Genomic DNA, 12,539 nt, shown 5'->3' on the forward strand with positions numbered 1-12,539 from the left:
GTGTGAATGTTAATCGGCAGCGTATTTTATTGGAGCGAAGTGGTATGAGTTCCTCCGGTTTGCACTTGTCGGGATGTTCGTAAAAGCGGCGGCGCATATCTCGAAAGCCCTAAAACGCCTGTCGCTGTTTGCGGACTAACCACAATACGTACCTTGTCAACATTCAGGAGTGTAGCAAATGACCCGGCATCACAAGTGATTTTCACACTAACACCATTTAAGGCGTTAACATAAGCGGTATAATTATAGTATTGGGTGGAAAATGAAGTAGGGTTTGTGGTGTAAGCCAACTGCACCCATACGCTGTAAGTGGCATTTACAACATGCAAATAAACCAGCACAATGCCGTTATTTACCATGTTTGCTACCGAATCGGGCAGTGTAAATACAGATGTTGTATCTCCGTTTGCTTTGGTGTGCCTTAAATAATAATTAACAGATGGCGCTGTATTAGAGCTTCCTCCGCCAATTACCCAATTGAGGACTGAAGTAGGAGAAGACTCAAAAACGGTTACATTGCCACCGCCGGCGCTTGCTGCTTTTAATGAAGTACCTGAACCCCACACACCACCGGTTTTGGGCCCGTAAAGCAAATAGGTTTGTATATCAAGGTAAAAATCACCGTCGTTACCAAGTGTTGGTACGGGTACGCCAACCCCGTTCAATATTGTATTTCCATTGGCCCCTGCCGCACCTGTGGCCCCGGTAGAACCTGTGGCGCCGGTAGAACCTGTGGCGCCGGTAGAACCTGTGGCGCCCACAAGTGATACCGCGTTGCCCCAGGTTCTTCCTTTAGGGCCATACAGGGATCTTGCTGTATTATCAAAATAATAATCACCGGTCTTACCAAGGGCTATATCAGGCGCGCCACTACCACTGTAAATAATACTGCCATCCGCACCTGCAGGGCCGACAGGGCCTTGCGGCCCCTGGGCACCCCTTAACAATACAGCTGCGCCCCATATTGTAGTTTTAGGGCCATAAAATTGATAAGTTTGTACGTCAAGGTAAAAATCACCTGTGCTGCCTATTGTCACTGAAGGTGCCCCTGTGCCGCTCAATATTGTATTGCCATTGGCACCCGTAGCGCCAGTTGCCCCGGTGGCGCCAGTTGAACCGGTTGCCCCGGTAGCTCCTGTTGCTCCGATAAGTGATATCGCCGTACCCCATGTTCTGCCTTTAGGGCCGTATAATGACCTTGCTGTATTGTCAAAGTAGTAATCACCTGTTTTACCAAGCGCAGCATCAGGTGCGCCGCTGCCACTATATATAATACTCCCATCTGCGCCTGCAGGGCCAATAGGCCCTTGAGGGCCTTGTGCACCTCTGAGTAAAACCGGGGTTCCCCAGAATGTGCTTTTGGGCCCGTAAAGCAGTAAATTTGTTTTATCAAGGTAATAGTCACCGGCGATACCCAGGGTTGCCGCGGGACTTCCGTTGCCACTATATACCTGGCTACCTGCTGCACCGGTCGCGCCCGTATTTCCAATGGGGCCGGCTGGGCCTGTAGCACCAGTGGATCCTGCCGCTCCGGTTGCGCCTGTTGCGCCAGTGGCTCCGGTAGCCCCCTGAGCTCCTGTTGCACCTTTTAACCCAAGCGGACCACCCCAACCACTGTTCGTTTTTGGACCATACAAATTTCCGGATGACCTGTCCAGGTAATAATCGCCCTTAACCCCGACGTTTGCGGCGGGTGTACCTGTGCCGCTGTATATGATTGATCCGTCAGCACCAGAAGGACCAACAGGCCCGGCGGGGCCCGCATCACCTTTTGGGCCGGTAGCGCCGTCTGGGCCTTGTGCTCCTTCTTTAGTACATGAAGCAATGGCAGTAATAACAAACAATAGAAGAATGGTAATTTTTATTTTCATAGCTTTTAGTATTAATCGCAGACAATGGATCTGCGATAAATCCATAAATCACATCTGAAAATTAACCATACGCTAAACGGGAGGGATTAAATGATATACGAACGGTATTAAATAATATACCAAGGAATTAAATGGCGGTAATACGCGATTGAAATAGCAGTTTTTCTCATAGTTTTTTTGTGCATATTTTTTCTAAAGAACTTCGGCCAAACTTTAGCATAGTGACGTTTGATATTTCAAACAGTGAATGGCAAATAACAATATTGCATGGGCAACAAACCCCGTAAACAGTATCCAGGTAGCGAAGAATGATGTGACCATTAACAGCGGCAATAACCTGAGCAGGACTTCGGTGCACCATGGATATTATGCCGCCAGCAACTGGCCGTAACTGTAAAAATGGACGAAAACTGGACAAGCACTAACGGGAGATTCGGAACAACTGAAAAAAGTAGACAAAAAAACCCGCTCTACGTATGTAAAAAGCGGGTTTTATCGATGTGCGCCCTAATGGGTGCTTATAGAACCATTTCATGGATGATTTAAGAAATTTGGCCGCATTGTCTTCTCTTTGAGGTTGATTACAAAAGTGTCCAATTAAATATATCCGGTTCGATACCGGTGTCCGGCTTTTTGTAGTTATAAGCGCCCCAGATCAAACTAGGAGCCACTTAAAGTTAATTAAAGCGCTGCCTGAATTCAAGTGGAGATTCATCGACTCTGGCCCGAAAGAGTTTATGAAGTGATTGCGGATGCTCAAATCCCAACCGGTAGGCGATTTCGGCAACTGATAAAGAAGTGGTTGATAGAAAGTCTTTGGCTTTTTCGATCAGTTTGTCATGAATATGTTGTTGGGTGTTCCGGCCCGTAACAGCTTTAAGCATATCGCTTAAATATTTGGGCGACAGGTTAAGTTCTCCGGCCAGGTATTGTACGGTAGGTAAACCTTTTTCGCCGGTTTCTGTGAAGTGCTCATTAAGCAATTCTTCCAATCTGCTCAACACATCATTACCGGCTTGTTTCCGCGTTATAAATTGCCGGTTATAAAAACGGTTACAGTAATTCAGAAACAGCTCCAGGTAAGATATGATGACATCCTGACTAAACCGATCCGCTGGAGAAGCAGATTCAATTGCAATTTTTTTAATGATATCTTCCAGCATCACCTCCTCGTCTTCTGCCAGGTGCAGTGCTTCATATACTGCATAAGAAAAAAAACCATACCCTGCTATTTTTTTGGCAAGAGATGTATGCTGGATAAAATCAGGATGAACTACTAGCCACCAGCCGGATAAAATTTTATCATAATTGATATCCGTAGTCACTACCTGGCCGGGGGCAAAAAAAGTCATCAACCCTTCATCAAAATCATAATAATTTTGTCCATATTTCATTTTGCCTTCAAATTTTTTTTTGATAGCGATACAGTAGAAGTTATACGAAACACTTCGAAGCTTTTCTTCAGAATAGCACTTTATCTTTTCAAAATCTATAACGCTTATCAAAGGATGTTTTGGTTTGGGCAATTCCAGTACACGATGAAGTTCAGATATAGATTGAAACCTATATGGCGGATTTGTTTGTCTATTCATTGTCTTTCTTTATCAAAGCGGAAAACCCTAAAGCTAATCTAAGTTTTCCCGGAAGTTTTATTGATCAAAATCTGTTGACAAGGTTATATCTTTCCAATCCGCAAATTCCTGCATTTCTTTTTCACGGCGTTCAGTAACCAGTTGATAGGTATCCGGCCCTGCCAGCAGATGAAGGGGAGGATTTGGATGGTTAGCCAGATCCATCAACACCTGTGCTAATTTCGCTGGGTCGCCTCTTTGCGTGCCGCTATATTCCCGCCACATTTTTTCCGCCTCGACCAATTTGTAAACAGCAATTTTATTTTCAGCAAAAGCCAGCGAATCCATAAAACTGGTTCTGAACTGCCCCGGAGCAACAACGGTTACCTTAATCCCAAATGCTTTGCTTTCTTCCGCCAGCGCTTCGGAAATTCCTACCACGGCAAACTTTGCAGCATTATAACTACCGGCGTTAGCAAAGCCGATATAGCCGGCATTAGAGGATATATTAATAAAATGCCCTGAACCCTGCTTCCTGAAATGCGGCATGGCCGCTCTAATCGTGTTAACAGTTCCAAATAAATTTACATCAATTGTTTCCCTAAATTCCTGATCACTCAATTCTTCTATGCTGCCTACCAGGGAATAGCCTGCATTATTTACAACTACATCCAGCTTACCAAAATTACCAATTGTTTGGCTAATGCTTTGTTTTACGCTTTCATCCCGGGTAATATCTACTGCCAAGGGCAATAAATTATCCGGGTATGCTGCCACAAGTTTATCAAAAGCACTACTATTCCTTGAGGTGGCTGCTACTTTATTGCCGTTAGATAAAAGTAATTTTACCAGGTTAAGGCCTAATCCTTTAGACGCACCGGTTACGTACCATACTTTTTGATTCTTCATTTTTTTTATGATTAATGAAGGCAAATTTCCTGATTAACTGCTGGCGTAGAGTAACCATATTCCGTTTTATAGTATCCAAAAAGGACTCTGATATTTCTAATTCACCGGATCAATATAAATGTATTATTCAAAAAACCCCTACCGTGCTCGAACCAAAAAGTGCCTCTATTCACTTTAAACACAGATTACAAAAATGGACAGAAAATAAAAACGGCCTTTACGATAGCGTAAAGGCCGTTTTGTGCGCCCACCTGGGCTCGAACCAGGGACCAAAAGATTATGAGTCTTCTACTCTAACCGACTGAGCTATAGGCGCCGGTCTTTTCTGAACAAATTCAACACGATGGGCCGAAATCGGTGATCAGGCTGCAAATGTAGAAATTTTATAATTATCCCGAAACGAAATTTTTTGTTTTTTGACAATGCTATTGGTTGACGTCCCGATTTTCAGATATTTGCGATCATGATTTTATCTATGCAAAACATCAAAAACATCATATTTGATTATGGAAATGTGATTTTTGGCCTCGATTTCGCCAAAAGCCAGGAGGCCTGGAAAGAATTAGGCATTGACAATGCGCATGATTTCTACAGCCATAAAGTACAGGACCCTGTTTTTACCGCTTTTGAAAGAGGGGATATCGATGCCATTGGCTTCAGGGAACGCATTAAAGCGATCACCGGCAAGCCAAATTTGACTGATCAGCAGATCGACCATGCCTGGAATAGCCTGCTTGTTGGCATTCCGCAGGGTAACCACGAATTACTTTTAAATCTTAAATCGAAATACCGTACCTTTTTATTGAGCAATATCAACGAAATTCACTTCGATCATATCATGAAATACCTGAAAGATGATTTCGGGTTTGAAGGTAATGACCATCTTTTTGAAAAAATATATTATTCACACCTGCTGGGGAAACGCAAACCGGAAGCGGAGATCTTTGAGCAGGTATTAATGGAAAATAAACTTGACCCGGCTGAAACCCTGTTTATTGACGACAGTCCCCAACATATTGAAGGCGCCAAAAAGCTGGGCATCAACACCTATTTAATGACAGCGCCAGACACTATCCAGGCGCTTTTTAAAAATGACGTGAAAGGTTAAAGGCAAAGGGCGAAAGGTTAACCCAACAAGCCTTTAACCTTTCGCCTTTAACCTTCTTCTTTTCACTTCCTTTACAATTAAACCCAGTTCACGGCTCATTTGGCCGGCTATGGCCGTGTTTTCCTGCGCGCGCCTGAACAGGTAAGGCAACACGGCTTTAATGGGCCCGTAGGGTACATATTTGGCGACGTTATAACGCACATACGCCAGGTTAAAACTTAAGTTATCGCTCATCCCCAAAAGCTGTGAGAAATAAACATGGGGGTGATTATGATCGATCCCTTTTTTATTTAACATATCTGCCAAACCCCGGCAACTTTCTTCGTTATGCGTCCCGGCAACAAAAGCTATTTCACCAATATGGTCCGTACAGTATTCCAAAGCGGCGTCATAATCCCGGTCAGTTGATTTTTTGTCGGGCTGAATGGGCGAGGGGTACCCTTTTTCTCCGGCACGTTCGCGTTCTTTTTCCATATAAGCGCCGCGTACTAACTTTGCCCCCAATATGCAGCCATGTTTTTGGGCCTTTAAATGGTCGTCTTTTAATGATTGCAGTTTATCATGCCGGTACAACTGGTACGTATTGTAAACAATGGCTTTTTCCCTATTAAACCGCAGCATCATATCCATGGCCAGCGCGTCGATTGTTTTTTGGATCCAGGTTTCTTCGGCATCGATCATTACCGGGATGCCAACCGAATAGGCTTTCTCACAGATCGACAGTACCCTGTCCTGCGCCTTTTGCCATTCTTCTTTTTCCGCGGTGCTTAACGCTGCTCCGGCATCCAGTTTTTCCAGCAGGGTATGTCGTATGGTCCCGGTTACTTTAAATACCGTAAGCGGTATTGACTTATCTTTAACCGCCCGTTTAATCGTCCTGATGATCTCGTCGCGGGTGTTGTCAAAAGCCATTTCATCGTCCTGCCCTTCTATCGAGTAATCCAATATGGTGCCCACATTTCCCTCCTGCAGGCTTCGTATCGTTCCTTCGCACTCCCTGATGGTTTCGCCGCCGCAAAAATGTTTAAAAATGGTGGCCTTTATTAGTCCATTAACAGGCAAACCCAGTTTCATGGCGAAATTGGTAATTGGCGGGCCTATTTTTACTAAAAAATTAACATTGATAACCCTGAACAGCCAATAGGCGCGTTTAAGGTCCGCATCGGAAGAATGGCGGAAAGCGATCTCCGTGTTTTCGAAGGAAAGTTGGTCAGTTATGTTCATAGTTCATGGTTCATGGTTGATAGTTCATAGTCAAAAGTCTATAGCTGAAACTGCTTACCATCAACTATGAACCATGAACTATGATCTATAAACCCGCTGAACGCGCAACAAAATTATAAATTACCGGCTAACATATATCATTATTCAGCGAATAGTTTATTTTTGCGCCCGCATGATAGAGTTTAAAGTTAACGGCGATTATATCCCCCTCATTCAATTGTTGAAAGCAGCCAACCTGGTACAAACAGGTGGCGAAGCGCAAATAGTTGTAACAGAGGGAGAAGTGATGTATAATGGCATGGTTGACTACCGCAAACGCCTGAAAGTAAAGCCCGGGGATACCGTGGAATTCAGGGGAGAAACTATCCGTGCAGTTTAAATTATGAAGACGATTCAAAGCGACAATTACCCCATATTTTTTGAAAACAGCATTGCTGAACTGGTTAATTTTATAAAAAACGGAAATTATTCGAGATTTTTTATTCTGACTGATGAAAACACCGGGGCGCATTGCCTTCCGGCAATAAAAGCTGAATTGGGCGATGATGACAATTACGACCTGATCGAGATCCCCGCCGGGGAAGAAAATAAAGACATTGACTACTGTATAGGTATCTGGCGGACACTGATAGATTTTGCTGCTGACCGGAAAAGCTTAGTGGTAAACCTGGGTGGCGGTGTGATCAGCGATATGGGTGGTTTTGCCGCATCAACCTATAAAAGGGGCATCGATTTTGTACATGTACCCACCACCTTGCTTTCGCAGGTAGATGCTTCAGTTGGGGGGAAAACCGGTATTGATATTAACAGTATAAAAAATATTATCGGCACCTTTACCCAGCCAAAGGCGGTGTTCATCAATTATAATTTCTTAAAAACACTGCCTGCACGGCAGATACTTTCGGGCACTGCCGAAATGCTGAAACACGGACTGATAGTGGATGCGGCCTATTGGGAGCGGTTAAAGGCGAGTGATTTGAGTTTGCCGGATGAAGAATTGATCTACTGGTCGGTTGAGATCAAAAACAAAGTGGTTGTTGAGGACCCTACTGAAAAAGGCATCCGCAAGGCCCTTAACTTTGGGCATACCGTTGGGCATGCGGTGGAAACTAACTCATTGATCAATGACAGCGACCCGCTTACCCACGGCGAAGCGATCGCCATCGGTATGATTTGTGAAGCTTATTTGTCATACAAAAAAACAGGGCTAAAAAAGGAAGAACTGGATGAAATTGTAGCAGTGATCGGCGGCCTGTATCCAAAATACCCGCTGGCAACCGCAAATTTTGTTACACTTTGCGAGATCATGCTTAAAGACAAAAAGAACCAGAACGGTAAGATCAACTGCACTTTGCTGGAAAGCATAGGCAAGTGTACACTTGATCATATTTGTACCGATGCCGAGCTTTGCGAGAGTTTGGCATTCTATGCGTCGTTATAAAAAAACAGGCTCATTTGTAGCGTTGACGCGTCCTAAAAAAAGTTGACAGTTTTTTTATAAAGATAAAATATATTATTGTTGTTTGTTTGTCGTGTTAATATGTGGGGAACGCGAAGCGTTCTCCACATATTAACACGTTTTTCTTTTTTTGCTTCTTTTTTTCTTTTTAAAAGTCAGCCCATTTTTGTTGATAACTAGCCGACCGGTATCCCCTCCCTTCTTGATTTCCATTTTTGAGGATTCCTCCAATGGCGTTTAAGCTTTAGTACCCTTCCGTGTACCAGGGCCGGTGTAAGCATCGATATACTGCTATGGGGCCTTAAAAAATTATAAGTGTTTACCGCCTGTGTTACTGCTGCTCTGGCGGCCTCCAGGTTGACGAATACTGGTTCCAGCAGTTCCATTTTCAGGATACCATTCACCCTTTCAGCAATGGCATTATCCCTCGGATCGCCGCTTTCGGTCATACTGATATTTATTTCAGCCCCCTTAAGCAAATCAACATAATCACCACAGCAGTATTGGACACCCCGGTCTGAATGATGGATCAGTTCATTGCTGTTACTGCGGCCTGCAATAGCCATTTGCAGTGCCTGGATACAACCTTCGGCTTTGAGGCTTTTACTCACATGAAAGCCAACGATCTTCCTGCTGTAAGCATCCGTTACCAGGCTCAGAAAAGCATCCGAATTGCATAAGGCCAGGTAGGTTATGTCGCTCACCCACAGTTGTTCTAACTCCATAGGAATCAGCTTCTTGATCAGGTTAGGATGTTTCTTCATCCAGTGATTTGAATCAGTAGTACGCGGTTTACCGCGATGTCTTTTGTTCAAAAGTCCATAGCGTCGCAGCACTGTAAAAAAAGCGTCCCTGCCCATTTTCAGCTCATGCTGCTTCATAAAAGGGCTAACCATCCTATGCAGCTTTTTGCCACCTATCCGGGGCTGTAACCGGCGATAACCGATCACCTGCTGAATGATCAGCTCCTCTCTTAATGGCGTCTCCTCTGTTTTGAGACATCGTTTATAATAGGATTGACGGGATTTACCAGACAGTAAGCAAAGCCTGGACAAATTGCCCCCCTGGCTTTGCTCTACCTTCATGACGGCCTGGTGCCAGCTTTTTTTCGGATATCTGTACCAAATTGCTCATCAGATATTTCTATCATCGCTTCCAATAAGCAGATCGTAAGCCGGGAATCGCGCAATGCTTTCTGTAACTCCTTCACCTCTGTGGGCATTGCCTCTTGTGCTTGCACCGCAAGCTTCGAGGCTTGAAGTAACTGTAGTTTATCTTGTTCCTTTTTTCCTGCCATTACCCATCTCCCCACGGTCGTAAAGCTGTATCCGTATTTCAGCCCTAATTTACGCAGAGTTGTCCCCCCAGCCAAATATTCTTTGATTGCTTGTTCCTTTTCTTCTGAATTGTCCATTTTTTCGCTTTTTTTTGTCAACCCAGGTTAGGACAAGTCACGTGCGCTACAACTGCTACAAAGCGCTAAAAATCTGAATAGCAACACTTTAAGTGCTGACACTATTTTGTCAGTGACAAAAACTTGTCAGTACTTTTTGTGCATTTCAGGGGATAGAATGGATGAGCTGCGCGAGAATTGGAAGTACCGGCGATATCCGGCTCACCATTTAAAGATACGCCAATGTACCAGGTTTTCAAAAGCATCAAGGTCCAGCTGAGCCTGGGCTACTTTTGGCAACAGTTGTTGATACTGATGTTCAAGCAACTGCAGGGATACTCGGATCCCCGAATGGATATTTGTTAAAGTCGTGTATTCTTTCCTTATTTCGTTTTCCAGCTTTTTACGTTGCAGTCCGAGGCTCTCTGCAGCTAAATGTGTTTCGTGCTTAATTTTATCTAATTCGGGCGCATAGGTAAAACCTGTTCCCATTTGTCGCTGCCATTCAAATAAAAGTTGTTGATTTTTAGGGCCGATACCGGCTACTTTAACCTGTTTTAATTTTGATATATCGGCAGCAGTACGGATTCCCTGGTTGCAGATCAATTTTTTTTTGGCTGGCCCAAACCCGGCGATCGTGTGATCATTCACATCAAACTGTTGTAAATACTGTTTGTATTTTGCCTGGTAATGTTTGTCTTCAATTTCCTTTTTTAAATGGACGAATAAAGACGGAAGCTTACGTAATGCCGCTATATTGTTTTTTAACTTGTTAGTCGTCTCGTTGTACTGTTTAAGTGCCGGTGGATAATTATACTGCTTTAACACCTGGTTAAACGGGCCGCTTACCCTGTTAAGCGCCTGCTGCCGGATGGCAAGCTCAGCTTTTAATTTACCACCCCCGCGCAATACCAGCCTTATCAATGCTATTCCGACGGGAATGATAGCGCCATAGAAAGACATACTTGCAGCAAGCACAATTAATAATGCCAAAACAACAATAACTGCCGCCAGGTTAGTATATCTGTACCTGTAAAACCGCGCAGGTATTTTTTGTGCCTGTAAACCCGGGTACGTATAGGAGCCGCTAAGCCGGGGAAGGTTAAGCTGTTCCAGCCGGAAACCATTTATAAAATGTTCTATATTGGTAAGCTGTGATGGTGTGTTTATATTGACATCGTCAAGGAAATAATAGATATTAGCTTCGTGCTTAAATGCGCACCAGGGGCAGCGCTTCAAATTGCCGGGGTAAAAATGCAGCTTTGAAACTGTGCACGTGGAAAGATCTTTTATAAAATCACCCATTTTAGTTGCCCATTGCAAAGGTGTCGGGCGCTCGCTGTCCGATTCAAAAGCTAAATGGAACGCATCAGCGACAGGCGCAGGCATGGCGCTAAGTTCAAGACTGTTTTTTGCCGGGAAGAGGCGCTTGTTGCGATTACGTAGCGAGTAGGCGAACTCGTGGTTTTTTATCGCCGTTTCTTCATCTATCTCCTGCTTGCCCGGATTTACCCCTGTAAATGGAGCCCGCCCCAAAAATAAGAGTTGAAAAATAAGTGTGGCCAATGAAAAAGCATCGGTATTGGTAGTTCTAACCACGCTTTCGAACGAGCCGCGCCGAAGTAATTCCGGCGGCGTGTAGCGCAGCATCCCAACTTCACAAAAATGGTGGCGCTTGCCGTTTTTCACCTGGAATGAGTCGCAATCGATGAGGGCAACCATACCTGTAGCGCTAACCAGCAAATTAGCTTCGTTTACATCGCCCACTACGATACCCGCCTGGTGGATCTTGTGAAACGCCACCGCCAGGTTGCGTGCTACGTGAGCCAGAAAGTTATAACCTTTGTCGGGGAAGAGCTTCTTGCGATCCATAGGGGTGAAGAGCATATGCAGGGGCAGGTAGCCTTGCAATTTGCGCATTGTAAAGCCGCGCAGTTTTCCGCTGCCGTCGCGCACAATATCCACTGGCCAGGCTGCAAAACGCTGCAGTTCGTCGCTTGCCAGCGTGGTCATGTGGCGCAGCTTTTCCGCTTTATCGGCGTTCGGTGCTTCTTTGTATACCTTCAACACCAGGCTGCTGTCTTCGTTCACCGCGTATACGTCACCTTCGCCGCCGCCGCCAATGCGGTTGGCCAGTGTGTAAGTAGTGCCTGCTGCGCCTTTAAAGATTGTCCCGGTCATTTATTCCCTTGTTGCCAGCAATAAAGTTTTGTCGTCGTCAGTACGGTTGTTAATGATGTTGCCCGACAGGTAATCAGCCAGCCTCGAATTTAGTATCGAAAGGTGTTCTTCATTTTCGGCCCGCCGCAGTGCCGGGAACAAACCGGCAAAAAAAGGCTGGTGTACCGCCATGCTCACATGGTTTAGCGCCAGTTGCTGCAGCCCGTCTGTAAAAATAGCTATTTCCGTTACCTGCTCATCGATCACTTTGTATTGTAAAAGCGCCAGGCTGGGGTCGTCAATGATAAAAGCGGTGGAGTTTTGGTACTCCCCATTGTGTGGCCACCAAATCTGTGTAAAATGCCCGCTGCCATCATTGCGCACGATCGCACCATCGCCGATCTGTATAAACCCTGATTTTCTTGGGGTAATTATACAACCCAATAAGGTGCAGGAGAATTCGTTTTTGGGAACTTCCTTAGCAGCAGCCAGCTCCACCAGCATGTCATAAATGTATTCGCCCAGGGCCACCAGGTGTGCATCTGTAAGTTCCCGGCCGTCGTGCAGCAGGGCTTCAGTAAATTCATGGGCTGCTGATACTGCTGCGGACGATGCTTCAGCGGCATACACCGCACTCCCCGCGCCATCACTGGCAAAACAAACCAATGCATCCTCGCCGTTTGTTAGCCTATGGATCCGGCTTGCACCGGCATCTTCACAGTTTTTGCCATTTTGCAGGTGCGAAGTGCCGATGACGCTTTGGCCTATGGTTTTCCAGGTCATTAGATAATCACTTTACGATATACCAAACTTAATTGCACAGCTTCTTTCGGACTTTACTGAC

At 45.0% G+C, this 12,539-nt stretch carries 12 protein-coding genes and 1 tRNA gene; 4 read left to right on the forward strand and 9 right to left on the reverse strand.

Annotation, left to right across the window (positions count from 1 at the left end; translation table 11 throughout):
* Positions 1-26 precede the first annotated feature (26 nt).
* A complete protein-coding gene (locus tag MgSA37_RS29375) occupies positions 27-1,871 on the reverse strand; it encodes a collagen-like domain-containing protein (protein ID WP_172885304.1) in 1,845 nt (614 codons plus the stop codon).
* Positions 1,872-2,118: 247 nt separating this feature from the next.
* Between MgSA37_RS29375 and MgSA37_RS28185 the strand changes: the two genes are divergently transcribed.
* Positions 2,119-2,262, forward strand: coding sequence for a hypothetical protein (locus MgSA37_RS28185; protein ID WP_157750514.1), 144 nt, complete (start codon positions 2,119-2,121; stop codon positions 2,260-2,262).
* A gap of 286 nt (positions 2,263-2,548) precedes the next feature.
* On the opposite strand, the gene MgSA37_RS09335 is transcribed toward MgSA37_RS28185, so the two are convergent.
* From MgSA37_RS09335 to MgSA37_RS09345, 3 genes are all read right to left on the reverse strand, one after another.
* Positions 2,549-3,463, reverse strand: a complete 915-nt coding sequence (locus tag MgSA37_RS09335; RefSeq protein WP_096351441.1) for a helix-turn-helix domain-containing protein — start codon at positions 3,461-3,463, stop codon at positions 2,549-2,551.
* A 57-nt stretch (positions 3,464-3,520) separates the two neighbouring features.
* Positions 3,521-4,351 carry an SDR family NAD(P)-dependent oxidoreductase gene (locus MgSA37_RS09340; protein ID WP_096351443.1) on the reverse strand — a complete coding sequence of 277 codons (831 nt, stop codon included), beginning with the start codon at positions 4,349-4,351 and terminating at the stop codon, positions 3,521-3,523.
* 242 nt (positions 4,352-4,593) lie between these two features.
* Positions 4,594-4,667: transfer RNA gene (locus tag MgSA37_RS09345), tRNA-Ile, on the reverse strand.
* A gap of 147 nt (positions 4,668-4,814) precedes the next feature.
* On the opposite strand from MgSA37_RS09345, the gene MgSA37_RS09350 reads away from it, so the two are divergent.
* Entirely contained in the window at positions 4,815-5,459 is a 645-nt protein-coding gene (locus tag MgSA37_RS09350) for an HAD family hydrolase (RefSeq protein ID WP_232010823.1), read from the forward strand.
* A 33-nt stretch (positions 5,460-5,492) separates the two neighbouring features.
* On the opposite strand, the gene MgSA37_RS09355 is transcribed toward MgSA37_RS09350, so the two are convergent.
* Positions 5,493-6,683 (reverse strand): proline dehydrogenase family protein, encoded by a 1,191-nt coding sequence (locus MgSA37_RS09355; RefSeq protein WP_096351445.1) that lies wholly within the window; start codon positions 6,681-6,683, stop codon positions 5,493-5,495.
* 172 nt (positions 6,684-6,855) lie between these two features.
* Between MgSA37_RS09355 and MgSA37_RS09360 the strand changes: the two genes are divergently transcribed.
* Positions 6,856-7,062: an RNA-binding S4 domain-containing protein gene (locus MgSA37_RS09360; RefSeq protein ID WP_096351446.1), complete on the forward strand. Its 207-nt coding sequence runs from the start codon at positions 6,856-6,858 to the stop codon at positions 7,060-7,062.
* 3 nt (positions 7,063-7,065) lie between these two features.
* Complete coding sequence (aroB, locus tag MgSA37_RS09365) at positions 7,066-8,124, forward strand: 3-dehydroquinate synthase (protein WP_096351448.1); 1,059 nt, start codon at positions 7,066-7,068, stop codon at positions 8,122-8,124.
* A 194-nt stretch (positions 8,125-8,318) separates the two neighbouring features.
* Here the strand turns inward: aroB and MgSA37_RS09370 are convergent, their stop codons facing one another.
* The 4 genes from MgSA37_RS09370 to MgSA37_RS09385 form a co-directional block, all read right to left on the reverse strand.
* Positions 8,319-9,227 (reverse strand): IS3 family transposase, encoded by a 909-nt coding sequence (locus tag MgSA37_RS09370; protein WP_096351449.1) that lies wholly within the window; start codon positions 9,225-9,227, stop codon positions 8,319-8,321.
* Positions 9,224-9,556 carry a hypothetical protein gene (locus MgSA37_RS09375; protein ID WP_096351451.1) on the reverse strand — a complete coding sequence of 111 codons (333 nt, stop codon included), beginning with the start codon at positions 9,554-9,556 and terminating at the stop codon, positions 9,224-9,226. The genes MgSA37_RS09370 and MgSA37_RS09375 overlap by 4 nt, the downstream gene beginning before the upstream one ends.
* 201 nt (positions 9,557-9,757) lie before the next feature.
* The gene (locus tag MgSA37_RS09380; protein WP_096351452.1) at positions 9,758-11,716 is read right to left on the reverse strand and encodes a helix-hairpin-helix domain-containing protein; all 1,959 of its coding nucleotides are present in this window, start codon (positions 11,714-11,716) and stop codon (positions 9,758-9,760) included.
* Entirely contained in the window at positions 11,717-12,478 is a 762-nt protein-coding gene (locus tag MgSA37_RS09385; RefSeq protein WP_096351454.1) for a PP2C family serine/threonine-protein phosphatase, read from the reverse strand.
* Between the last annotated feature and the right edge of the window lie 61 nt (positions 12,479-12,539).

Source organism: Mucilaginibacter gotjawali (assembly GCF_002355435.1).
Lineage (GTDB): Bacteria > Bacteroidota > Bacteroidia > Sphingobacteriales > Sphingobacteriaceae > Mucilaginibacter > Mucilaginibacter gotjawali.

Bases quoted from the DNA above. Each gene is read 5' to 3' on its own strand.
- MgSA37_RS09350 (WP_232010823.1), top strand. From the start codon at position 4,815: ATGATTTTATCTATGCAAAACATCAAAAACATCATATTTGATTATGGA.
- MgSA37_RS09340 (WP_096351443.1), bottom strand. From the start codon at position 4,351: ATGAAGAATCAAAAAGTATGGTACGTAACCGGTGCGTCTAAAGGATTA.
- aroB (WP_096351448.1), top strand. From the start codon at position 7,066: ATGAAGACGATTCAAAGCGACAATTACCCCATATTTTTTGAAAACAGC.
- MgSA37_RS09370 (WP_096351449.1), bottom strand. From the start codon at position 9,227: ATGAAGGTAGAGCAAAGCCAGGGGGGCAATTTGTCCAGGCTTTGCTTA.
- MgSA37_RS09375 (WP_096351451.1), bottom strand. From the start codon at position 9,556: ATGGACAATTCAGAAGAAAAGGAACAAGCAATCAAAGAATATTTGGCT.
- MgSA37_RS09355 (WP_096351445.1), bottom strand. From the start codon at position 6,683: ATGAACATAACTGACCAACTTTCCTTCGAAAACACGGAGATCGCTTTC.
- MgSA37_RS09385 (WP_096351454.1), bottom strand. From the start codon at position 12,478: ATGACCTGGAAAACCATAGGCCAAAGCGTCATCGGCACTTCGCACCTG.
- MgSA37_RS09380 (WP_096351452.1), bottom strand. From the start codon at position 11,716: ATGACCGGGACAATCTTTAAAGGCGCAGCAGGCACTACTTACACACTG.
- MgSA37_RS09360 (WP_096351446.1), top strand. From the start codon at position 6,856: ATGATAGAGTTTAAAGTTAACGGCGATTATATCCCCCTCATTCAATTG.
- MgSA37_RS09335 (WP_096351441.1), bottom strand. From the start codon at position 3,463: ATGAATAGACAAACAAATCCGCCATATAGGTTTCAATCTATATCTGAA.
- MgSA37_RS28185 (WP_157750514.1), top strand. From the start codon at position 2,119: ATGGCAAATAACAATATTGCATGGGCAACAAACCCCGTAAACAGTATC.
- MgSA37_RS29375 (WP_172885304.1), bottom strand. From the start codon at position 1,871: ATGAAAATAAAAATTACCATTCTTCTATTGTTTGTTATTACTGCCATT.